This window comes from Pseudomonas sp. GW823-FHT06E10 (assembly GCF_058794995.1).
Genome location: NZ_JBXAHJ010000017.1, coordinates 60112 through 82580 on the forward strand (window position 1 = coordinate 60112; position 22469 = coordinate 82580).

Annotated in this window: 16 protein-coding genes and 3 tRNA genes; 9 read left to right on the forward strand and 10 right to left on the reverse strand. The window is 59.5% G+C overall.

The features are described 5' to 3' along the window. Positions 1 to 266: 266 nt before the first annotated feature. The 7 genes from AC1Q6Y_RS23800 to AC1Q6Y_RS23830 all read right to left on the reverse strand — a co-directional run bounded on the left by AC1Q6Y_RS23800 (position 267) and on the right by AC1Q6Y_RS23830 (position 8797). Positions 267 to 1682 carry a sigma-54 interaction domain-containing protein gene (locus AC1Q6Y_RS23800; protein WP_492625280.1) on the reverse strand — a complete coding sequence of 472 codons (1416 nt, stop codon included), beginning with the start codon at positions 1680 to 1682 and terminating at the stop codon, positions 267 to 269. 155 nt (positions 1683 to 1837) lie between these two features. Next, complete coding sequence (locus AC1Q6Y_RS23805; protein ID WP_057714606.1) at positions 1838 to 3415, reverse strand: ABC transporter ATP-binding protein; 1578 nt, start codon at positions 3413 to 3415, stop codon at positions 1838 to 1840. Between the two features lie 26 nt (positions 3416 to 3441). Then, a complete protein-coding gene (locus AC1Q6Y_RS23810; protein ID WP_489338614.1) occupies positions 3442 to 4464 on the reverse strand; it encodes an ABC transporter permease in 1023 nt (340 codons plus the stop codon). Next, entirely contained in the window at positions 4464 to 5525 is a 1062-nt protein-coding gene (locus AC1Q6Y_RS23815; RefSeq protein WP_057714611.1) for a microcin C ABC transporter permease YejB, read from the reverse strand. The genes AC1Q6Y_RS23810 and AC1Q6Y_RS23815 overlap by 1 nt, the downstream gene beginning before the upstream one ends. Next, complete coding sequence (locus AC1Q6Y_RS23820) at positions 5525 to 7393, reverse strand: extracellular solute-binding protein (protein ID WP_489338613.1); 1869 nt, start codon at positions 7391 to 7393, stop codon at positions 5525 to 5527. Before AC1Q6Y_RS23820 ends, AC1Q6Y_RS23815 begins: the two co-directional genes overlap by 1 nt. A gap of 134 nt (positions 7394 to 7527) precedes the next feature. Then, positions 7528 to 7809 carry a peptidylprolyl isomerase gene (locus tag AC1Q6Y_RS23825; protein ID WP_008051985.1) on the reverse strand — a complete coding sequence of 94 codons (282 nt, stop codon included), beginning with the start codon at positions 7807 to 7809 and terminating at the stop codon, positions 7528 to 7530. Between the two features lie 106 nt (positions 7810 to 7915). After that, positions 7916 to 8797, reverse strand: coding sequence for an esterase/lipase family protein (locus AC1Q6Y_RS23830; protein ID WP_057716595.1), 882 nt, complete (start codon positions 8795 to 8797; stop codon positions 7916 to 7918). Between the two features lie 335 nt (positions 8798 to 9132). Here AC1Q6Y_RS23830 and AC1Q6Y_RS23835 point away from each other — a divergent pair, with 335 nt between their 5' ends. Then, positions 9133 to 10197 carry a hypothetical protein gene (locus tag AC1Q6Y_RS23835; RefSeq protein WP_492625281.1) on the forward strand — a complete coding sequence of 355 codons (1065 nt, stop codon included), beginning with the start codon at positions 9133 to 9135 and terminating at the stop codon, positions 10195 to 10197. Between the two features lie 60 nt (positions 10198 to 10257). Here the strand turns inward: AC1Q6Y_RS23835 and AC1Q6Y_RS23840 are convergent, their stop codons facing one another. Further along, entirely contained in the window at positions 10258 to 11334 is a 1077-nt protein-coding gene (locus AC1Q6Y_RS23840) for a 3-deoxy-7-phosphoheptulonate synthase (protein WP_492625282.1), read from the reverse strand. Positions 11335 to 11987: 653 nt separating this feature from the next. On the opposite strand from AC1Q6Y_RS23840, the gene AC1Q6Y_RS23845 reads away from it, so the two are divergent. The 8 genes from AC1Q6Y_RS23845 to AC1Q6Y_RS23880 all read left to right on the forward strand — a co-directional run bounded on the left by AC1Q6Y_RS23845 (position 11988) and on the right by AC1Q6Y_RS23880 (position 16758). Beyond that, complete coding sequence (locus AC1Q6Y_RS23845; protein WP_340312213.1) at positions 11988 to 12461, forward strand: GNAT family N-acetyltransferase; 474 nt, start codon at positions 11988 to 11990, stop codon at positions 12459 to 12461. 97 nt (positions 12462 to 12558) lie between these two features. Next, positions 12559 to 13200: a response regulator transcription factor GacA gene (gene gacA / locus AC1Q6Y_RS23850; protein ID WP_492625283.1), complete on the forward strand. Its 642-nt coding sequence runs from the start codon at positions 12559 to 12561 to the stop codon at positions 13198 to 13200. A gap of 2 nt (positions 13201 to 13202) precedes the next feature. Beyond that, positions 13203 to 15026 (forward strand): excinuclease ABC subunit UvrC, encoded by a 1824-nt coding sequence (gene uvrC / locus AC1Q6Y_RS23855; RefSeq protein ID WP_057714618.1) that lies wholly within the window; start codon positions 13203 to 13205, stop codon positions 15024 to 15026. 32 nt (positions 15027 to 15058) lie between these two features. Then, the gene (pgsA, locus tag AC1Q6Y_RS23860) at positions 15059 to 15619 is read left to right on the forward strand and encodes a CDP-diacylglycerol--glycerol-3-phosphate 3-phosphatidyltransferase (protein WP_057714620.1); all 561 of its coding nucleotides are present in this window, start codon (positions 15059 to 15061) and stop codon (positions 15617 to 15619) included. 63 nt (positions 15620 to 15682) lie between these two features. After that, a tRNA-Gly gene (locus AC1Q6Y_RS23865) sits at positions 15683 to 15758 on the forward strand. Between the two features lie 46 nt (positions 15759 to 15804). Further along, positions 15805 to 15878: transfer RNA gene (locus AC1Q6Y_RS23870), tRNA-Cys, on the forward strand. 195 nt (positions 15879 to 16073) lie between these two features. Continuing rightward, positions 16074 to 16160, forward strand: a tRNA-Leu gene (locus AC1Q6Y_RS23875). A 394-nt stretch (positions 16161 to 16554) separates the two neighbouring features. Continuing rightward, positions 16555 to 16758, forward strand: coding sequence for a hypothetical protein (locus AC1Q6Y_RS23880; RefSeq protein ID WP_057714624.1), 204 nt, complete (start codon positions 16555 to 16557; stop codon positions 16756 to 16758). Between the two features lie 262 nt (positions 16759 to 17020). On the opposite strand, the gene AC1Q6Y_RS23885 is transcribed toward AC1Q6Y_RS23880, so the two are convergent. Both AC1Q6Y_RS23885 and AC1Q6Y_RS23890 read right to left on the reverse strand, forming a co-directional pair. Further along, on the reverse strand, positions 17021 to 17398 hold the full coding sequence (locus tag AC1Q6Y_RS23885) for a hypothetical protein (RefSeq protein ID WP_090455531.1): 378 nt from the start codon (positions 17396 to 17398) through the stop codon (positions 17021 to 17023). 809 nt (positions 17399 to 18207) lie between these two features. Further along, positions 18208 to 22469: DUF5801 repeats-in-toxin domain-containing protein (locus AC1Q6Y_RS23890; protein ID WP_492625284.1), on the reverse strand; the 4262-nt coding region annotated here is incomplete at its 5' end.

Genomic DNA, 22469 nt, shown 5'->3' on the forward strand with positions numbered 1-22469 from the left:
ATTTTTGTTGGGTGAAGCCTGGTGGGAGAGGCGTATAGCGAGTTTTGTGCCATCTTGCTAAGTTATTGAAATATAAGGATATATTTGATTTTTGAGGGTTGAGTTCGAATGCTTTGTCTCTAATTAGAGACTTTTGGCGGTGGTGCTGGCCTCATCGCGAGCAAGCTCGCTCCCACAGTGGGACGGAGTAGTTCAGTAGAACGCGGTCTACTGTAGGAGCGAGCTTGCTCGCGATGGTTTGTCTAGCAATTGAGACTAATGTCTCTTTATTGAGACTCTGCAATCCCCAGTGCCACCATTTTCTTGTACAGCGTCGACCGCCCAAGCCCCAGCCGTGCCGCTGCATCAGGCACCTTGCCCCCGCATTGCGCGAGGGTGGTTTCGATCAATTGCCGATCAAATCGCTCTCGCGCCACACTGAACGTCTCGTGTGCAAGTGGTTCGATGGTCAAGGGCGCCACGCGTTCCACCGGTATGAATGTACCGATCGCCCCGCGGATGTCCGCCACCGTCAGGCGCAAATCATCACTGAGCAGCGCGGCCCGCTCCAGCACATTGCGCAGCTCCCGGATGTTCCCCGGCCAGGCGTGTTGCCCCAGCAGTTCCAGGGCTTCGTGGTGCAATTCATGCTGGCTGCGCAGTTCTTCGAGAATGGCCTCACTGAGCGCCGGCACGTCATCGAGGCGGTCACGCAGGGGCGGAACCTGGATCGGCAGCACGTTGAGCCGGTAGTACAAGTCGGCGCGGAATTCGCCGCGCTTGATCGCGGCTTCCAGGTCCGTAGAGGTCGCGGCGATCACCCGCACATCGCTCTGGATCACTTCGTTGGAGCCCACCGGCTCGAATTCCTTTTCCTGCAGCACACGAAGCAGTTTGCTTTGCAGGGGCAGCGGCATGTCGCCGATTTCGTCGAGGAACAGCGTGCCGCCCTGAGCGATCTGCAATTTGCCGGCGCGGCCCTTGCGGTCGGCACCGGTAAACGCGCCGGGGGCAGTGCCGAAGAATTCGGCTTCCAGCAGCGATTCAGGAATCGCCGCGCTGTTGATGCTCACGAAGGCCTTGTGCGCGCGGGGCGAGGCGTTGTGGATGGCCTGGGCCAGCAACTCTTTGCCGGTACCGGTTTCTCCGAGCAGCAATACCGGCGATTCGGTACTCGCACTGCGCCGGGCGCGGCGTTTGACTTCCAGGCTGGCGGCGCTGGTGCCGATGAAGTGGGCGAAGTTGTATCTGGTCTGCCGCGCCCGCAGCAGCGAGCGGGTGGAGGCCAGTTCTTCCTGCATGCTCATATAGCGCTTGAGCATCGGTGACAGGCTGCGCAACTCGTCGAACAGGGCGAAACCGATGGCGCCGATGACTACGCCGGCATCGTCATGAATCGGCAGGCGCATGACCACCAGCGGTTCTTTGGAGGTGTCTTGCATATCCAGCAGAATCGGCCGGCCGGTGCGCACCACCTCACGCAGAAGGCTACCGGGGATCACGCTTTCACAGGGCTTGCCAATCGCGACTTCGGCCGATGGCAGGCCGAAGCGTCGGGCATAGCGCTCGTTCATCCAGACGATGTTGGCATCGCGGTCGACAATCACCGTGCCCTCGCTTGATTGTTCGATGATTTCGAACAGCGAACGGATCGCCAGCAAGCGAACGCGCTGGTAGTCCTTGAGGCTTTCGGTGGTGTTCATGGGGGGCTGATCCTGATTGTGTATTGCCTGTGGTGGCCTCATCGCGAGCAAGCTCGCTCCCACAGTTGATCTGTGTCGTTCACAAATCCCCTGTGGGAGCGAGCTTGCTCCGGGCGGCGTTCCGACGATGGCCGCGATGCGGTTTAACGGCCAGATTATGCCTGCCCCAACATCGCCGCCGCCAATAGCTCCTTGGTGTACGGATGCTGCGGTGAGTCAAACACCTCATGGCTGGCGCCGCGTTCCACCACTTTTCCGTCCTTGATCACGATCATGTCGTGGGCCAGGGCGCGCACCACTGCCAGATCATGACTGATGAACAGATAGGTCAATCCGTACTTTTCCTGAAGCTGACGGAGCAGGGCGACCACTTGTTTTTGCACCGTGCGGTCCAGCGCCGAGGTTGGTTCGTCGAGCAGGATCAGTGCCGGTTTCAGCACCAGCGCCCGGGCGATGGCGATACGTTGACGCTGCCCGCCAGAGAACTCGTGGGGATAGCGATGGCGACTTTGGGGGTCAAGGCCGACTTCGTTCAGTGCCCGGATCACTTCGGCATTGCACTCTTCAGTGCTCAACTGGCTGTGCACTTCCAGGCCTTCGCTGATGATCTGCGCAACCGACATCCGCGGGCTGAGGCTGCCGAAAGGGTCCTGGAACACCACCTGCATCTTCTTGCGCCACGGCCGTAGCTGTTTTTGCGTCAGGCCGTCCAGCGCCTGGCCTTGAAAGCGAATACCGCCTTCGGAGTCGAGCAAACGCAGGATCGCCTGGCCAAGGGTGGACTTTCCCGAACCGGACTCGCCGACGATGCCCAGGGTCTTGCCGCGTTGGATATTCAGGCTGATGCCATCCACTGCACGCAGCCAGGTCTTGCGCTGAAACAGGCCACCACCGACGGGAAACCGCACCTGCAGGTTGTCCACCTCCAGTACGTTTTCGCGCTCGTCCCGGGGCAAGGCTTCGCCCTCGGGTTCGGCGTGCAGCAGTATGCAGCTATAGGGGTGCCTGGGTTCGGTGAACAGGGTTTCGCACGGCGCCTGCTCGACGATTTCCCCGGCCTTCATCACGCACACGCGCTGGGCGATGCTGCGCACCAGATTGAGGTCATGGCTGATCAGTAGCAGCGACATTCCCAGCCGCTGTTGCAGGGATTTGAGCAGCAGCAGAATTTTGCGCTGCACCGTCACATCCAGCGCGGTGGTCGGTTCGTCGGCAATCAGCAGTTCCGGTTCACACGCCAGGGCCATGGCGATCATCACCCGCTGGCGCTGTCCGCCAGACAATTGATGGGGATAGGCCTTGAGGCGTTCTTCGGGTTTCTGGATACCTACCAGATGCAACAATTCGAGGATCCGCGCTTGCGCCGCCTTGCCCGCCAGGCCTTTGTGCACCAGCAAGGTTTCACCGATCTGTTTTTCGATGCTGTGCAGCGGGTTGAGGGAGGTCATCGGCTCCTGGAAGATCATCGCGATGCGATTGCCGCGCAGTTTGCGCAACTTGCCGGCATCGGCGCCCACCAGTTCCTGGCCGCGATAGCGGATGCTGCCTGTCGTCTCGGTATCGGTTTGCGGCAGCAGTTGCAGGATCGAGTGGGCCGTCACCGACTTGCCCGAGCCCGATTCGCCCACCAGCGCCAGGCATTCGCCGGGGCGGATGTCCAGGCACAGATTGCGCACCACGGTCTGGCCACTGAAGGCCACGCTGAGGTCACGGATTTCGATCAGGTTGGTCATATTAACATCCGCATCAAGATCGAGGGTCAAGACCGGGGATCAAAAGCGTCGCGCAGTGCTTCGCCAATGAACACCAGTAAAGAAAGAATCAGCGCCAGGGTGAAGAACGCCGTCAGTCCCAGCCATGGCGCTTGCAGGTTTTGCTTGCCCTGACCGATCAGTTCACCCAGGGAAGCGCTGCCGGCAGGCATGCCGAAGCCGAGGAAGTCCAGCGCCGTCAGGGTGGAAATCGCCCCGGTCAGAATGAACGGCAAGTAACTCAAGGTCGCGTTCATGGCGTTGGGCAGAATGTGCCGCACGATGACTTTGCGGTCGGTCAGGCCCAGCGCGCGCGCGGCCTTGACGTATTCCAGGTTGCGCCCGCGCAGGAACTCGGCGCGCACCACGTCCACCAGGGCCAGCCATGAAAACAGCGCCATGATTCCCAGCAGCCACCAGAAATTCGGTTCGACGAAGCCCGACAGGATGATCAGCAGGTACAGCACCGGCAACCCGGACCACACCTCCAGCAGACGCTGGCCGAGCAAATCCACCCAGCCGCCGTAATAGCCTTGCAGGGCTCCGGCCGCGATGCCGATCAGGGCACTGACAAAGGTCAGCATCAAGGCAAACAGGATCGACACCCGGGCACCGAAGATCACCCGGGCCAGAACGTCCCGTGCCTGGTCGTCGGTGCCCAGCCAATTGACGTTGGAGGGCGGGCTGGGGGCGGGCTTGTTCAGGTCGTAGTTGGGTGTGTCGTCACTGAACGGAATCGGTGGAAACAGCAACCAGCCGCCATCCTTCTTGATCAGTTTCTGCACGTAGTCGCTGCGGTAGTCGGCCTGGAACGGCAGTTGCCCGCCGAAGGCCTGTTCGGTGTAGCGCTTGAAGACCGGGAAGTACCACTGGCCTTGATAGCTGACCACTAACGGTTTGTCGTTGGCGATCAGTTCGCCGCCCAGGGTCATCAGGAACAGGCCGACAAACAACCAGAGCGACCACCAGCCCCGACGGTTTTTCTTGAAGCGCTCGAAGCGGCGACGCGCCAGCGGTGAAAGCTTGAGCATCAGGCGTTCCTCGCAGCGAAGTCGATACGCGGGTCGACCAGGGTGTAGCAGAGGTCGCCGACCAGTTTTATCAGAAGGCCAAACAGGGTGAAGATGAACAGCGAGCCGAACACCACCGGATAGTCCCGGGACACTGCCGCTTCGTAGCTCATGCGGCCGAGACCGTCGAGGGAGAAGATCACCTCGATCAGCAGGGAACCGGCAAAAAACACACTGATGAACGCCTGGGGAATGCCCGACACCACCAGTAGCATGGCGTTGCGGAACACGTGCCCGTAGAGCACCCGTCGTTCACTCAAGCCCTTGGCCCGGGCGGTGACTACGTATTGGCGGGTGATTTCATTGAGGAACGAGTTCTTGGTCAGGATGGTCAGCGTGGCGAATCCGCCGATCACCAGGGCGGTCACGGGCAACACCAGATGCCAGAAGTAGTCGGCCACCTTGCCAAGGGTCGACAGCGATTCGAAGTTGTCCGAGACCAGCCCGCGGACCGGAAACCAGTTCAGCGAAGTGCCACCGGCAAAGATCACGATCAGAAACATCGCAAACAGGAACGCCGGCATGGCATAGCCAATGATGATCGCGGTACTGCTCCAGATGTCGAATTGGCTGCCATGGTGCACGGCCTTGCGGATACCCAGGGGAATCGACACCAGGTAGGTGATCAGCGTCGCCCAGAGTCCGAGGGAAATGGTCACGGGCATTTTTTCGAGGATCAGGTCGGTGACGGTGGCACCGCGGAAGAAACTTTTGCCGAAGTCCAGGCGCGCGTAGCTGGTGAGCATTAGCCAGAGGCGTTCGTGGGCCGGTTTGTCGAAACCGTACTGTTTTTCAATGTCCTTGATCAGCTGCGGGTCGAGCCCGCGACTGGCCCGGGACTTGCCGCTCACGGATTCGCCGGAACCGCCGCCAACCGCGGCGCCGCCAATGCCTTGCAGGTGCGCGATGGCCTGTTCGACCGGCCCGCCCGGCGCGGCCTGGACGATGACAAAGTTGACCAGGAGAATAATCACCAGCGTCGGAATGATCAGCAGCAGACGCCGCAATATGTAAGCCCACATCAGTGCGGCCCTCCGGGTTTGCCTCGGCTGATACGCTCGGCCGTCATCTGTTGGTTGGTCAATGGCGTGGTGCTCATCTCCCACCAACTCTCGATGGCTTCGTCATTACTCGCTTGCACGTTCGGGATGCCGAAGCGGTTCCACCACACCGTTGAGGTGCCCGGCGGGTAATAGTTGGGAATCCAGTAGTAATTCCATTGCAGCACCCGGTCCAGAGCATGGGCGTAATGCAACATGTCAGCCTGGGTATTGGCGCGGATCAGCCCGGTGATCAGGGTGTCCACCGCCGGGTTCTGCAACACCATGTAGTTGTTGGAGCCAGGGTCGGTGGCCGCCTCCGAACCGAAGTAATTGACCAGTTCGCCCCCCGGAGAGGTGGTGACCGGGTAGCCGGTGACGATCATGTCGTAGTCGCGACTCATCAGGCGATTGACGTACTGGGACGAGTCGATGCGGCGGATGTTCAGGTCGATGCCGATCTGTTTCAGCGTGCGTTTATAGGGCAACAGCAGGCGGTCCATGCCGTTTTGACTGACCAGGAACGTGAAGCTCAGCGGTTCGCCGTGGGCATTGACCAGTTGGTCGCCATCGGGTTTCCAGCCGGCCTGTTCGAGCAAGTCCAGGGCCTGCAACTGCTTGTCACGAATCACGCCGCTGCCATCGGTCTTCGGCGCCTCGAACACCTGGGTGAAGACCTCGTCGGGAATCTGCCCGCGCAGCGGTTCGAGAATCGCCCGCTCACCGGCATCCGGCAGTTGCCGGGCCGCGAGATCGGTATTGGAAAAAAAGCTCTGCTGGCGGATGTACATGTCGCGCATCATCTGCCGGTTGCTCCACTCGAAGTCCCACAGCATCACCAGCGCCTGGCGCACGCGACGGTCCTGGAACAGGGGCTTTTGCAGATTGAACACAAAACCCTGGGCCGGTTGCGGCGCCTCTGTGGCGAGGTGGGCTTTTTGCAGGCGACCATCGCTCAGGGCCGGGCTTTCGTAGCCGATGGAGTAAGCGGTGGCGGAAAATTCCCGGTTGTAGTCATAGGCGCCCCCGCGCAGGACCTGGCGCGCCACGTCGGTATCGCCGAAGTATTCGATGCTGAAATGATCGAAGTTGTACAGGCCACGGCTGACCGGCAGATCCTTGCCCCACCAGTCGGGATTGCGTTCGAACGTGATGCTGCGCCCCGAATCGATCTTGCCTACTTTGTAGGGGCCGCTGCCCAACGGCGCTTCATAGCCGCCGCCACCGGCGAAATCGCGGCTCTTCCACCAGTGTTCGGGAAACACTGGCAAGGTTGCGATATCGAGGGGCAGGGTGCGATTTTCGTTGTTCTTGAAATCAAAGCGGATGGTCAGTGGCGATTCCACTTCGACGCTTTTGACGTCGGCGAATTGGGTTCGGTAGCGCAGGCTGCCCTGGGTCATCAGCAGGTCGAAGGTGTAGCGCACGTCTTGGGCGGTAATCGGTTTGCCATCGGCAAAACGCGCCTTGGGGTTGAGGTAAAAGCGCAGGGACAGGCCGTCCTCTGATCGCTCCATCTTCTCAGCCACCAGACCGTAAACGGTATAAGGCTCGTCCAGCGAGCGTTGGGCCAGTGGCGAGTAGATCAAGCCGTCAATCTGTGTAACGCCGATGCCTTTGTCGATGTAAGGCAAAACATGGTCGAACTGACCGATTTCGATCGCCGAGCGCCGCATCGTGCCACCCTTGGGGGCCTGCGGGTTGGTGTAGGCGAAATGACTGAAGCCGGGAGGGTATTTCGCCGGTTCGCCGTACACGGTCATTGCCGGTTGCGGTGCCGCATGCACGCCCCAGGCACCCATCAGCAGGGCCACGGCCGTGAACAGCAAAGTAGGGAAAGCCAGTCGCATTGTCAGCCTTAGAGCCGGAGGTCGTTAACGACAATTTGTACGCTAGCGGCGCGTCCCTCGCCAGCCGTATTGCACGTTGAAAACACAACGGCCCACCAATAGGCGGGCCGTTGTGTGAATAGCTCAGGCGTCGATCAGTCCTGACGGCTGGTCACTTCCAGCAGGTGGAAACCGAACTGGGTCTTGACCGGGCCCTGGACCACGTTGAGCGGTGCGCTGAAGACCACGGTGTCGAATTCCTTGACCATCTGGCCCGGACCGAACGAACCCAGGTCACCGCCCTGGCGGCTGGAAGGGCAGGTGGAGTTTGCCTTGGCAACTTCGGCGAAATCGGCGCCAGCCTCGATTTGGGCCTTGAGTTCGTTGCACTTGGCTTCGGAGGCAACAAGGATGTGACGGGCAGTGGCTTTAGCCATGGGAAAATACTCCTTTCAATACTCGATAAAGTGCTGAGCCTACCGGATTCAGTGAGCTATTTCTCCTCAAAGTTCCGTTCCACGCAGGATCCGCGGCAGTCGCACCTCAAAGGCCGGCGTCCCTCAAGCGCCTGGCGTGCTGGACATACAGTTCAATCGGGTTGACACCTTTACGCAGTTGACCGGCCGGCTGGCCAATGGTGTCCAGATGATCCAGTGAATAGTCGGACCGGATAACCGTTCCCAGATGGGAGCTGAAACGACCGACCAAACCGTCGTTCTGCTCGCTTTCCGTGACGAAATAACCGGAAAGGGCTCGACAGAAGACGTTGAACGGATCGAGCGCATAAAGCCCTTCTTGGAGTGCATTCGGCGGCAGCACGCCGCTCCACGAGTAGTAATGAACACCGTTGACCCGTTCGCACCCCTTGCCACCCCAGGTGGCAGGCAGTCCTTGTGGGTATTTGTCGTTGAATGCGCCTACGCCTTCGGTGGTCAGCGCGTTGAGGGCGGCAATGGCGTTCCGCGGTAGATACTGATTGTCGCTTAATGCCGCGAGGAAGTCGGCGAACAGGGTCACCACTGTCTCGGCCACATGTTCCGGCAGGCAGCCCGGTGTCAATGCCTTGCGCAGGAAGTCGGCCAGTTCCGAACCATGGTTCGGCCCGCTGACAGAGGTGACCGATGCCACGCTGTGTGGCGCAATCGCCGCGGCATAACGTGCGGTCAGTGCGCCCTGGCTATGACCTATGAGGTTGACTTTGTGTGCACCGGTTCCTTCCAGTACCCGCTCGATCTGTGCGAGCAATTGGTCTCCGCGTACCTCGTTGTCATGGATGGCCGACAAGTGGGGAACGAAGACCCTGGCTCCGGCGTTCCTCAGCGCCTGCCTGATGTCGTGAAAGAGCTCGAACTTGCCGATTCTTTCGAAGCCGAAAAGGCCGTGGACCAGCAGTATTGGGTAACAAGTGCTTGCATTCCTTTGCATGTTCATACCTTTACGCAGAAGTTCATTGGGACTGCATGGCGCTTCACTCTAAAACACTCGAGGTTGGCGCGATGTATGAAAAGTCCGGCGAAACTTGCGGAAAACGGAATAGAACAAGTGCGAATACCCAAGAGTGGCTGAAGCCTTGTTCGGAATCCTTTGAGGACTTTTCGCGGCAATCAGCTTGCTGCTGATCAAAGACCTACTTTGCGTGTATCGACTTTCCGAGCGGGTCAGCGTTTGAGGCCGACATCGCGGTTGTTTGCCATGGGGTTAAATAGCCGTCCAGAGCCGGCCACCTGTCCGGTGTCTATTCCAGGGAGTGGAGCGAATGAATGACTGTTTATGAACCCGATACCTTGAATCTCGCGCAGCAACCATTACCACCTCCCATGCTGGAGCAGGCGCAAAACGGTGTTCTAAACCCTTCCGACAAAAAAGCCGTCATCAGGGTCCAGCCGTATCCAGGCATGACCTGCGGCGACAAATTACTATTGAGTTGGGCGGGGCTGGATGCCGATGGCCTCGCCTGCAAGCATCAGGTGGCGCGTTTTGTCAGTGAGGAACGGGTCGGCGAGGACATCATCTTTGCCGTAGGTAGTGCACATATCGCGGCGCTTGAGGGTGGCTCACTGGAAATCGGTTACTCACTCACGAGCACTCGATTTGCCGACCCCGTGCATTCCCATCGTCTGCAGCTGAGTGTCGGTGACGTGCAATGCAACCTGTTACCCGCGACGGTGAGCGATGTGGTGGGTAGAACGCTTGATCCCGATAGGGTAAAAGAAGGGGCGATCGTTACGATCAAACCCTATGCGCGCATGGCGGCGGGCGACTGGGTGTTGCTGACCTGGGCGGGCGTTTCGGTCGACTCAAGTTTCAGTGATGCACTCAAGGTCGAGTCCTTCGCTGTGGGGGACGAACTGTCGTTTTGGGTCAGTCCGGAGTGCATTACGCGGAATCTGGGCTCCTCAGTGTCCGTCGATTATTGCGTCAAGCAAGTAGGGCAGGGGCCTCGTTCTTCTGAAGTAACGGCACTGATGATTGGCATCCTGGAGCGCCGACCACTGCAAGCACCCACTGTGCTGGAAGCCGACGAAGGTTGGGTGGACCTGCAGGATGCGCAGGATGGCGTGACCGTCGTCATCGAGAACGCCAGCGCTGAAAAAGGAGAACGGATTTACCTGGAGTGCGACGGGGAGAAACTCAATCACCACGACGACCGCGAAGTAACCAGAGACACCGCTGGCGAGCCGTTGGTGTTCATCATTCCCTACCCGTTCTGGAGGGAACATCGAGATTCGGCGATCCGTGTTTCCTATTCAGTCGAGCGCCTTGACGGCACCCGACAGCAATCGGGGGTGACGCTGGTTCAAGTGCAGTCCCTGATGGGACATTGATTGCCATTTGCCCTCCAGTCTTCCCATGAAGGCCGGAGGGCGCACGGATGATGCCGATTATCAGGCGTTTTTTGACGCTCGCAGCCGATCTGCCGCTTCAAGCAACAACTGTTCTGTCCCGGCCCAACCGAGGCAACCATCGGTCACCGACACACCGTATTTCAATGACGAACTCAATGGCTGGCAGCCTTCGAACAAATGGCTCTCGATCATCATGCCGATCAGCGAACGATCACCTTGCAGGCGTTGTTCAAGTACATCGTTGAAAACGGCTGGCTGGCGCAACGGGTCTTTGCCGCTGTTGGCATGACTGCAATCGACCATGATTCGAGCCGGAATCCTGAGCCTGGTCAGGTCGCTGTTCACCTGGGCGATGCTGGCGCTGTCGTAGTTCGGGCCGCGATGGCCGCCGCGCAGTACCAGGTGCGTGTCCGCATTACCCGGGGTTTGAATGATCGCCGGATGTCCCTGGCTATCGACACCGAAATGGCGATGGGGATGGGCGGCGGAGCGCATGGCGTCGCTGGCGACGCCGACACCGCCGTCTGTCCCGTTCTTGAACCCTACAGGCATGCCCAGGCCGCTGGCCATTTCCCGATGGATCTGCGACTCCGTGGTCCGGGCGCCAATTGCGACCCAGCTCAACAGATCATCGAAGTAGCCGGCCGCCATCGGTTGCAGCAGTTCAGTGGCAACGGGCAGGCCCAGGCGGAGCATTTCGCGCATCAGCTCGCGGGACAGCGTCAGGCCGGCGGCCATGTCATCGCTGCCATCGAGGTGCGGGTCGTAGGCCAGGCCTTTCCAGCCAACCGTGGTACGGGGTTTTTCGACGTAGGCACGCATCACCAGCAGCATTTCGTCGCTGACTTCGGCGGCGAGGTGGGCAAGGTTGCCAGCGTATTCGAGGGCTGATTCGGGATCGTGTATCGAGCAGGGGCCGACGATGACCAGCAGGCGGGAATCTTCACCGTTGAGGATCGCGCGAACCGCCTGGCGGTGGGCGGTGACTTGCCGGGTCAGGGCGTTGCCGAGGGGCAATTGCTGTTTGAGTTGCAATGAGCTGGGCAGCCGCAGGGTCAGCGCTTCATTGGCAGGGCTCAAGGTGGGCAGTGGCAGTGCAGAGACGGACGAGTTCATATTCAAGGCTTCCTGGGCTGGTGGCGGGTTCGTGCCCGCGCGCTCGGCCCTACTGGGGTGTTCGACAATTGGCCGGATTGGCTGCGTGTGTGTGCTTGCCACCTGTGGGTGACCGATCGGAGGCGGCAGGCTGTCCCGAGCGGAGGGTGGTAAATCGCCAGGCGGTAAAACTGTCGTAACGGTAATAAGTGGCGTAGTTCATGTTCTTAATCCTCTGAATGTCTGGTGTGTCGCTAAAAGTGTTGGGGCCGAAAAAACAAAACCCCCGGTCGGGAGGCCGACCGGGGGTTGAGAATTCTCTGGTGGCGACCCGTTTAAAGTGGGCGCCGTGTGGGTATCAGGCGCGCCAGTGGCTAAACCAATACCCAAAATAAAAGCTGACCGGAGCACAACCGTCGTTCACCCGGGCAGCAGCAACCGAGCGCGGGGCGCTGGCGGTAGCAAGCTGTAAGAGGGCGTTGAACATGGTCTGTCTCCGATGGATGGGTCGAGCTTACTAGAGGCCGGTACGCAGATTCAATCAGAAAATGCTATCGGCCAACGTCGTCCCTTTCTATCGCTTGAGTACCCCGAAGGATGTGACACACTCTGCGCTTCAATAAAAAACATATCGTCACAAGGACGCACCTGACCCTCGCCGTGGAGCTGGAATGATGGAACGCCAATGGCGTCCGGCAACACCGGATGACCTGGAATTTGCCCGCGAACTGACCCGTAGGGGCATGCTGCGTTACTACATTGAGCATGACCTGTTGTGGCTGGACGAAGCGTTTGATGTGGCCTGGGCCGGGCGGGACAACCGCTTGATTGCATGGGGCGACAAAGTGCTGGGTTATGTCAGCCTGAGCCGTGATGCCAGGGCCTTGTATATCCGTGAATTGCATATCGTTGAAGCGTTTCGTGGGCAGGGCGCTGGATCCTGGGCGATCGATCAGGTACTGGTTCTGGCGCGCCGGGAACGGCGCCCGGCGTTGCGCCTGACGGTTTTCGAAAACAACCCGGCGCAAGCGTTGTACGAGCGCAAGGGATTGAGGGTGGTGGGCAAGGACGAATGTTTCCTGAGGATGCAGCTGGATATCCCCGGCCTGGATCGCTGCAACACGCTTGCGGCAAGCCTTTCAAGATGAATTGAAACTTTTAATCTGACGCTTTCCGCTAGGTCTGCCAGATGCTTTTTGCTAAGGTGTCTGACAACCCAATAAGACCAAATCGCGAGGTGTCTGCTTGATTAGGGTGCTAGTAGTCGATGACCATGATCTCGTTCGTACAGGCATTACACGAATGCTGGCTGACATCGATGGCCTGCAAGTAGTCGGCCAGGCCGAGTCGGGTGAGGAATCCCTGATCAAGGCGCGCGAGCTGAAACCTGATGTGGTGTTGATGGACGTCAAGATGCCGGGTATCGGCGGTCTTGAAGCCACTCGAAAATTATTGCGCAGTCATCCGGATATCAAGGTCGTCGCGGTGACCGTGTGTGAAGAGGACCCGTTTCCTACGCGGCTGTTGCAGGCCGGTGCGGCAGGTTACCTGACCAAGGGGGCAGGTTTGCCGGAAATGGTCCAGGCCATTCGCCTGGTGTTTGCCGGGCAACGCTACATCAGTCCGCAAATTGCCCAGCAATTGGCGATCAAGTCCTTCCAGCCGACCAACGATTCGCCTTTCGATGCCTTGTCGGAGCGGGAAATCCAGATCGCGCTGATGATCGTCGGCTGCCAGAAAGTACAGATCATTTCCGATAAACTTTGCCTGTCCCCGAAAACCGTGAACACCTACCGTTACCGCATCTTCGAAAAGCTTTCGATCAGCAGTGATGTCGAGTTGAGGCTGTTGGCGGTTCGTCATGGCATGGTCGACGCCAGCCTCTGAAAATGAACGACACCTTTGATCCGAGCGCCTTTCTGTCGACCGTTAGCGGGCGCCCAGGTGTGTACCGCATGTTCGACAGCGAAGCGCGGTTGCTCTACGTCGGCAAGGCGAAGAACCTCAAGAATCGCCTGTCGAGCTACTTTCGCAAGACCGGGCTTGCCCCCAAGACCGCCGCGCTGGTAGCGCGTATCGCCCAGGTCGAGACGACGATCACCGCCAACGAAACCGAAGCCTTGCTGCTTGAGCAGACGCTGATCAAGGAATGGCGCCCGCCCTATAACATCCTGCTGCGCGACGATAAATCCTACCCCTACGTCTTTCTCTCCGACGGAGAGTTTCCGCGCCTGAGCATTCATCGCGGCGCGAAAAAGGCCAAGGGCAAGTATTTCGGGCCTTATCCGAGTGCCGGCGCGATCCGCGAAAGCCTGAGCCTGCTGCAAAAGACGTTTTTCGTTCGGCAATGCGAAGACAGTTACTACAAGAACCGCACGCGCCCTTGCCTGCAATACCAGATCAAACGCTGCAAGGCGCCCTGTGTCGGGTTGGTGGAGCCGCAGGTGTACGCCGAGGATGTCCGCCATTCGGTGATGTTTCTTGAAGGGCGCAGCAATGCACTGACTGACGAGTTGTCCGCCGGGATGGAAGAGGCGGCGATCAATCTCGAATTCGAACGAGCAGCCGAGTTGCGGGACCAGATTGCGTTACTGCGCCGGGTCCAGGATCAACAGAGCATGGAGGGCGGGACCGGGGACGTCGATGTGATTGCCGCCTTCGTCAACCCGGGCGGCGCCTGTGTTCACTTGATCAGCGTGCGGGGCGGGCGGGTACTGGGAAGCAAGAACTTTTTCCCTCAAGTCGGTATTGAAGAAGACGTTTCCGAAGTCATGGCCGCATTTCTAGGCCAGTACTTCATCAGCAGTCCTGAACGCGACTTGCCAAGCGAACTGATCGTCAATGTGGTCCACGATGACTTTCCCACGCTGATCGCCGCCATCGACGAGTTGCGCGGTCGTGAACTGACCATCAGCCATCGCGTGCGGGGCACGCGGGCGCGCTGGCAGCAATTGGCGGTGACCAATGCCGAGCAGGCACTGAGTGCGCGCCTGGCGAATCGTCAGCACATTACGGCGCGCTTCGATGCACTGGCCGAGGTGCTGAAGCTGGATGAACCTCCACAGCGCCTTGAGTGCTACGACATCAGTCACTCCAGCGGCGAGGCTACGGTGGCGTCCTGCGTGGTCTTCGGTCCCGAAGGTCCGATCAAGGCCGATTACCGCCGGTACAACATTGAGGGCGTTACGGCCGGCGATGATTACGCGGCGATGCATCAGGCGCTGACCCGACGCTTCAGCAAACTGAAGGACGGGGAGGGCAAGCTGCCGGATATCCTGCTGGTGGACGGCGGTAAAGGTCAGTTGTCCATGGCCCGTGACGTGCTCGATGAACTGGCCGTGCCTGACCTGATTCTGCTGGGCGTGGCAAAAGGTGCGACGCGCAAGGCCGGTTTCGAAACCCTGTACCTGAACGACGCTGCACATGAGTTCACCTTGCGCGGGGATTCGCCCGCGCTGCACCTGATCCAGCAGATTCGCGACGAAGCCCACCGGTTTGCCATTACCGGGCACCGCGCCCGACGTGGAAAAACCCGTCGGACGTCTACACTGGAAGGCGTCGCCGGCGTCGGACCCACACGTCGGCGTGATTTGTTGAAACATTTTGGTGGATTGCAGGAGCTGTCTCGTGCAAGCATCGAAGAAATTGCCAAAGCCCCCGGGATCAGTAAAAAGCTCGCAGAGTTGATTTATGCAAATCTGCACAGCGAGTAGAATGCCCCCTCACCTCGCAGCCAGTTGTGCCGATGAATATCCCTAATCTGATTACCGTTCTACGCGTTCTGCTCATACCGATCTTCATTTTGCTGTTCTACCTGCCTTACCAGTGGAGCTACATGGCCTCCGCTTCGGTCTTCGCATTCGCTGCCGCGACCGACTGGCTGGACGGGTACCTGGCCCGCCGGCTGGAACAAAGCACACCGTTCGGGGCTTTCCTCGATCCGGTTGCCGACAAGCTGATGGTTGCGGTTGCATTGGTCCTGTTGGTGCAGGAACACGGAAACCTGTGGCTCACGCTGCCGGCTGCCGTGATCATCGGTCGCGAGATTGTCGTCTCGGCACTGCGCGAGTGGATGGCCGAACTGGGCGCTCGTGCCCACGTCGCCGTATCGAACCTGGGCAAATGGAAAACCGCCGCGCAAATGTTGGCGCTGGTGATCCTGCTGGCCAATTCCAAGGATTTCAGTTTCTGGGTCTTGCTGGGCTACACCTTGCTGATGGTGTCGGCTGGCCTGACTTTGTGGTCGATGGTCCAGTACCTGCGGGCTGCCTGGCCACATCTGAAGACCGACGTTGAAAAGAAATAAAACTTTTTTGAATCAAAGGGTTGACGGGGCTTCTGGATTCTATAGAATGCGCCACACCAAGACGCGGGAATAGCTCAGTTGGTAGAGCACGACCTTGCCAAGGTCGGGGTCGCGAGTTCGAGTCTCGTTTCCCGCTCCAAGTTTGTACGCATTTGATGTCGCGCTACTGACAACAAATGTTTTGAGGCCGAGTAGCAAAATGGTTATGCAGCGGATTGCAAATCCGCCTACGCCGGTTCGATTCCGACCTCGGCCTCCACTAATAAACAAGCTCCGTAGATCTATGATTTACGGAGCTTTTTTATTTGCAGTAGCCTGCAAGATTTAGTCTTGAAAAGGGTATTTGCGAACTTGCTTCACTGGGGCGGGATGTATATATTTCCACCTCTGCTGCACAAGCGTCAGAACTGCCAGAGCGTTATCTGGCAAAAGCTTGACGCTTCACCGCGCTACCGCCCGAATGGCGAAACTGGTAGACGCATGGGACTTAAAATCCCCCGCTCGTAAGGGCGTGCCGGTTCGATTCCGGCTTCGGGCACCATATATATCAAGGGTTTGCGAGCGAAAGCTGGGCAAGCCCTTGTTCGTTTCTGGTCCGCAATTATTGGATTGGTCCGCAATTCACTTGGTTGGTGAGACTTTCTTCCCCTTTCTGTTGCGGATGTACTGCTCGGTCATTACAACGGTTGGGACAGATCTTTCACACCGAGCGCCCCCAACAGTTCTTGCTGATCCATTCTCGGTCGGGCCAAGTGCCTGCGATTACGCGTATCGAGACTACAAAGCATCGATTGATTGTGGAGAGCACGCGAAAAGGGGTAGGGTGGCTCAAGCGCCGTACTCCGTGACCGGATGCGACAGGGGGTAGTGGCAATTTGGTTGTGGGTGAGCGATTAATCTTTCAGGCCGGCATGGGGTCGGTTTAAGGAGATGCAGTGGTTAGTGATCGCGAAATTGCACTGGAACAAGCGCTTGTAGCAATTATTGGAGCGGCCGTCGCCAGCGGGCTTGATGTAAAAAGCCTGATGGACAACGCGACAGCCGGCTTACTTGGAAATGCTGCATACCGCTGGGCTGAACATCCGCATGTGTTAAACGCCATTAAAGTGATGAATGATGCATATGATCAAGTCAAGTAGTGGAGACTGCGCCAGCGCAGTAGCTAGACCGCCACATTTAGACACCGGTCTTGGCGAGCCCTACTAGCTTTCGCGACCACTTTTCAGAAACTACGATTTCAGGTCGCGACATGTTGGCGAAGCGGGCAGACTGATCGGCAGGTGCTTTGGCCAGATTGATGAGGAGCGTGGACACCGTCTCCTGCCACTCCTCGAAGTCGTGGCGCTCGCCCGGCACGTGGTTGTTGATAAGCGCTTCCAGAGTTTCTTGTTGGATGGTTTTTTATGACTCATCCCACCGGAACGCGGCGATCTTTTCCATCCCGCTAAAGACCAAGTTCATCGTCGAATGATAGCCGCAGCTGATGCTTTCCAGCAGCATGACGGTCAGGTAGGCCGCTATGAAATCGACTTCATTCTGCTGATCTCTGGCTTCGTTCATTTGCGAAATGATGGGAATCATGTAATTGACTTTTCCCTCAACCGACAACGCCATAAACCCAGGTAGTCCGCCTATGTCGTTTTCCAGGGCCCGTTGATACTTCCGCAGCCTGTGAGACGTCATCAGCTTGATGGTGGTACTGAGGGGTTTGAGACGGAGCGAGAGTCCCTCGAGGTCTAGTTCAAGCGCTAGTTGTCGCTCGGGTTTGAAAAACAGCATGCCGAACTCCCATCCTGATTAGCGGCTTCACTCTTAAGGCGCAAATGTATGCGCTGCTGCGCCAGAAGTTGGGGGCTTGGGTCGCCATCAGTGGCGCAGTTTTCAACCAGCAGGGCCTTGTCGGTACTGGGCAATTGAACATAGCCCCCGTTACTCGTAACGCGCGGGCTACCTTTTTGTTGCGGCCCGCGCTTCAGCGTGTTGCACCGCTCCTTGAATGTAGTCAAAGCCCATCGATCACCGGCAAGGCTTGCAGCGGATCTCGATCAACCCCTGAACTGTCTCCCATACTCAAGCATGATCCATGCCCGTTCGTTGTTCACGTCGGCCACCCACTGCGTCGCTTCCTCGGCTCTGATCTCCCCGGCCAGGCATTCGTTTCTTGCACCAGATGCCGCGCCTTGGCGTACTTGGGGGCGGAGGAGGGTTTTTTGACCTGGCGCGCGCCGTCGTCCCCCAGCCACGCCTGCGGTCTGAATGTGTCGTTTTTTCTGCATACCTGCACCCGGCTAAAACAGGCCCAGGTTGGGGGCTGTGTACGCGAATGTGGGGCGGAAAAAGCCTGCAGCTCGATGGGTCAACATGAAAAGCCTGAAGCACCCAGGAGGAGGGTGCAGGCAGAGGTCCATCTGCTGTTTTTGCGTGCAAACACACAAACGGACCCCAATATGCACGCAGCGGCGTTCTTTAAGCCTTGTGATGCTCGCCAGTTCACAGCGCATGGGATCAAGGGGATCTCTATCTGAACTGCAAAAAAAATGCGAGGGTGGTTTCCTAGGCCACCCTCGCATCCGTTCACGCGCAAAGCTTCAAGCACTGCCAAAAAAGACGTCGGTATTCAGAACATCAACCCCGACCAAGGTGATGGTCGTTGTTTGTCCGCCCGTCTCGGCAACCGTCACGATGCTGTCGGCACCGGTGTTGTTGATCGATTGGACAACGGCGTTCGGGTCGCCGTTGAGCACCAGCTTGTCCCGCACGCCCAGGCCCGCATCGAAGCCGCTGACCTGGTACAGGTTCTCATTGACTGACAGATCGATGTTGAACGCATCTTGCTCACCGCCCGTGCCAACCAGTGTGAAGTCGAAGGAAGCGTTGGCCGGGTCGTTGGCGAACAGGTTGGCGTCAAAGGTACTCGTCGCCGAGTCCCCATCCTTGTCCGTCAGCGTCGCGCTGAACGCCAGCTGGACATCGCTGGCCAGACTCTCGCTCTGCTGAATGAACTGGATCACCGGGATCTTGACATCGCCCCGGCCCATCGTCAGCTGAACCGCGTCGATCAATGTCGCGCCCTCTTTCTGGACGAGGAAGGACACCTGTCCGCCAGCCTCCGGCGTCAGGCTGTTCACCTCGATGCGGTTCGAAAACGTGCCATCCGCGTAGTAGATCCGGTAGTACAGGTCTTCGGTCGCGGTGTTGTAACCCGCCACGGAGTTGTCGATGAAGACCTTCATTCCCGTCAGCAGGCTCTCTGGATTGATGACGAAGCTTTCATCGGCGGCGCTGATTGCCGCCAGGTTATCGCCCTGGAACACGTTGTTGGCGACGCCGATGCCGGACGTGCTGACGTTCATGGCCGCTGGGTCGATGTACCCCGGCAGGGGGTTGGTCTGTAGCGCCGCTTCGGTGGGGTCGGGTGCTCCGAGCCCGATGCCGGTCAGGATGTCCGCAGTCGACGCCAGCGCCTTCGCGGAAAAGAACACGATCTCCTCGGATGTCGAAGGAATAGCCGGGTTACTCGTCTGCGGAATCAACAATGTGCGCACCGAATCCGGGCCACCGGCAGCGAGCGAGCCGTCGGCACTGCTGAGCACGATCGTCGAACTGAAGCCTTGCACCAGATCCAGTGCATAGCGACCATCGGCATAGGCGGTCAACGTGTAGTCGACGGTGGTATTCGCCGTTGCGGCGTTGTTGTCGAAATCACCGGTCAAGGTTCCCGCGAACCGGTACGCGCCATTGACATCCGGTGATGGCGACAGCTCGCTGAGTGTCCCGGTCCCGGTCGTGGTCGTGTTGTCCGGCCTGACGAGGGTGAACTGGTTATTGACCAACGAGATATCCAGACCGGCCGCCCCGAGCCCGTCGGCTCCCGTCGCCATATTCCAGAACCCGGATTGCGCAAGGACGCTACCGGTCCCGATCAGGTTGCCGAAACTGAGTGCCGGCCCGTCGTCCTTGAACACCAGGTTCTGCCCGATGTTCAGCGTCGCCTGGGCGCTGTCGCCGTCCCCGTCGGTCTTGATCGCCGTCAGCGTCACCAGGTTGTCCGAGGTCAACGACTTCGAATCATCGGGATTGCTTGGGTCGGAATGCACCACGGCGCGGAGCTGGTCCAGCGTGACGCTGCCATTGGCGGCTACGCTGACCGTGAACACCAGCAGATTACTCGTGGCCGTGCGGCCTTCCACCACGGTGCCATTGAGCGACAGGTTCACCGCCTGGTTCGAGGCCGTGTCCGTCAATCCGGAAGCCCCGGCCACCACGCCCAGCGCATAGCTCAGGGTGCCAGCCCCATCGGCGCCAAACGCCGAGGTGAAGTTGGCGGCGAAGCTCTGGGTATCATTGGTCGCCAGTACCGTTTCGTCCACTGTCAGCGTTGGCTCCGTGCCGGTGGTGGTGATGCTCGGCCCGTCGTCTTTGAACACCAGGTTCTGCCCAATGTTCAGCGTCGCCTGGGCGCTGTCGCCCTCCTTGTCGGTAATGGTCGCGGTCAGCGTCACCAGGTTGTCCGAGGTCAGGCTCGTCGAGTCATCCGGATTGGTGGTGTTGGAATGCACCACGGCGCGGAGCTGGTCGAGGGTGACATCACCGTTGGCGGCCACGCTGGCCGTGAACACCAGCAGGTTGCCGAGGGCCGTGCGGCCTTCGACCACGGTGCCGTTGAGCGACAGGTTCACCGCCTCACCGGTGGCTGTGTCGGTCAGCCCGGAGGCTCCGGCTACCACACCCAACGCATAGGTCAGGGTGCCGGCGCCATCGGCGCCAAACGCCGAATTGAAGTTGGCGGCAAAGCTCTGGGTATCATTGGTCGCCAGTACCGTCTCGTCCACTGTCAGCATCGGTTCCGTGCCGGTGGTGTTGATGCTCGGTCCGTCATCCTTGAACACCAGGTTCTGCCCGATGTTCAGGGTCGCCTGGGCGCTGTCGCCGTCCCCGTCGGTCTTGGTTGCCGTCAGCGTCACCAGGTTGTCCGAGGTCAGGCTCGTCGAGTCATCAGGATTGGTGGTATTGGAATGCACCACAGCGCGGAGCTGGTCGAGGGTGACATCACCGTTAGCAGCCACGCTGACCGTGAACACCAGCAGGTCGCTCGTGGCCGTGCGGCCTTCGACCACGGTGCCGTTGAGCGACAGGTTCACCGCATGGCCCGTGGCCGTGTCGGTCAACCCGGAAGCTCCGGCCACCACGCCCAGCGCATAGGTCAGCGTGCCGGCCCCATCGGCGCCAAACGCCGAGGTGAAGTTGGCGGCAAAGCTCTGGGTGGCGTCGGTGTCCAGTACTGTCTCGTCCACCGTCAACATCGGTTCCACGCCAGTGGAACTGATGCTCGGCCCGTCGTCTTTGAACACCAGGTTCTGCCCAATGTTCAGCGTCGCCTGGGCGCTGTCGCCGTCCCCGTCGGTCTTGGTTGCCGTCAGCGTCACCAGGTTGTCCGAGGTCAGGCTCGTTGAATCATCGGGATTGGTGGTGTTGGCATGCACCACGGCCCTGATCTGGTCGAGCGTGACGCTGCCGTTGGCAGCCACACTGACGGTGAACACCAGCAGGTCGCTCGTGGCCGTGCGGCCTTCGACCACAGTGCCGTTGAGTGAGAGGTTCACCGCATGGCCCGTGGCCGTGTCGGTCAACCCGGAAGCTCCGGCCACTACGCCCAGCGCATAGGTCAGGGTGCCGGCACCATCGGCGCCAAACGCCGAGGTGAAGTTGGCGGCAAAGCTCTGGGTATCGTTGGTCGCCAGTACTGTTTCGTCCACCGTCAGCGTCGGCTCCGTGCCGGTGGTATTGATGCTTGGTCCGTCGTCCTTGAATACCAGGTTCTGCCCGATGTTGAGGGTCGCCAGGGCGCTGTCGCCGTCCTTGTCGGTCTTGGTTGCCGTCAGTGTCACCAGGTTGTCCGAGGTCAGGCTCGTCGAGTCATCAGGATTGGTGGTATTGGAATGCACCACAGCGCGGAGCTGGTCGAGGGTGACATCACCGTTAGCAGCCACGCTGACCGTGAACACCAGCAGGTCGCTCGTGGCCGTGCGGCCTTCGACCACGGTGCCGTTGAGCGACAGGTTCACCGCATGGCCCGTGGCCGTGTCGGTCAACCCGGAAGCTCCGGCCACCACGCCCAGCGCATAGGTCAGCGTGCCGGCCCCATCGGCGCCAAACGCCGAGGTGAAGTTGGCGGCAAAGCTCTGGGTGGCGTCGGTGTCCAGTACTGTCTCGTCCACCGTCAACATCGGTTCCACGCCAGTGGTACTGATGCTCGGCCCGTCGTCTTTGAACACCAGGTTCTGCCCAATGTTCAGCGTCGCCTGGGCGCTGTCGCCGTCCCCGTCGGTCTTGGTTGCCGTCAGCGTCACCAGGTTGTCCGAGGTCAGGCTCGTCGAGTCATCGGGATTGGTGGTATTGGAATGCACCACAGCGCGGAGCTGGTCGAGGGTGACATCACCGTTGGCGGCCACGCTGACCGTGAACACCAGCTGGCTGGTGGTGGCCGTGCGGCCTTCGACCATAGTGCCGTTGAGCGACAGGTTCACCGCCTCGCCGGTGGCCGTGTCGGTCAACCCGGAGGCTCCGGCCACTACGCCCAGCGCATAGGTCAGGGTGCCGGCGCCATCGGCGCCAAACGCCGAGGTGAAGTTGGCGGCAAAGCTCTGGGTGGCGTCGGCGTCCAGTACTGTCTCGTCCACCGTCAGCGTGGGTTCCACGCCAGTGGTACTGATGCTTGGTCCGTCATCCTTGAACACCAGGTTCTGCCCGATGTTCAGGGTCGCCAGGGCACTGTCGCCGTCCCCGTCGGTCTTGGTTGCCGTCAGCGTCACCAGGTTGTCCGAGGTCAGGCTCGTCGAGTCATCGGGAT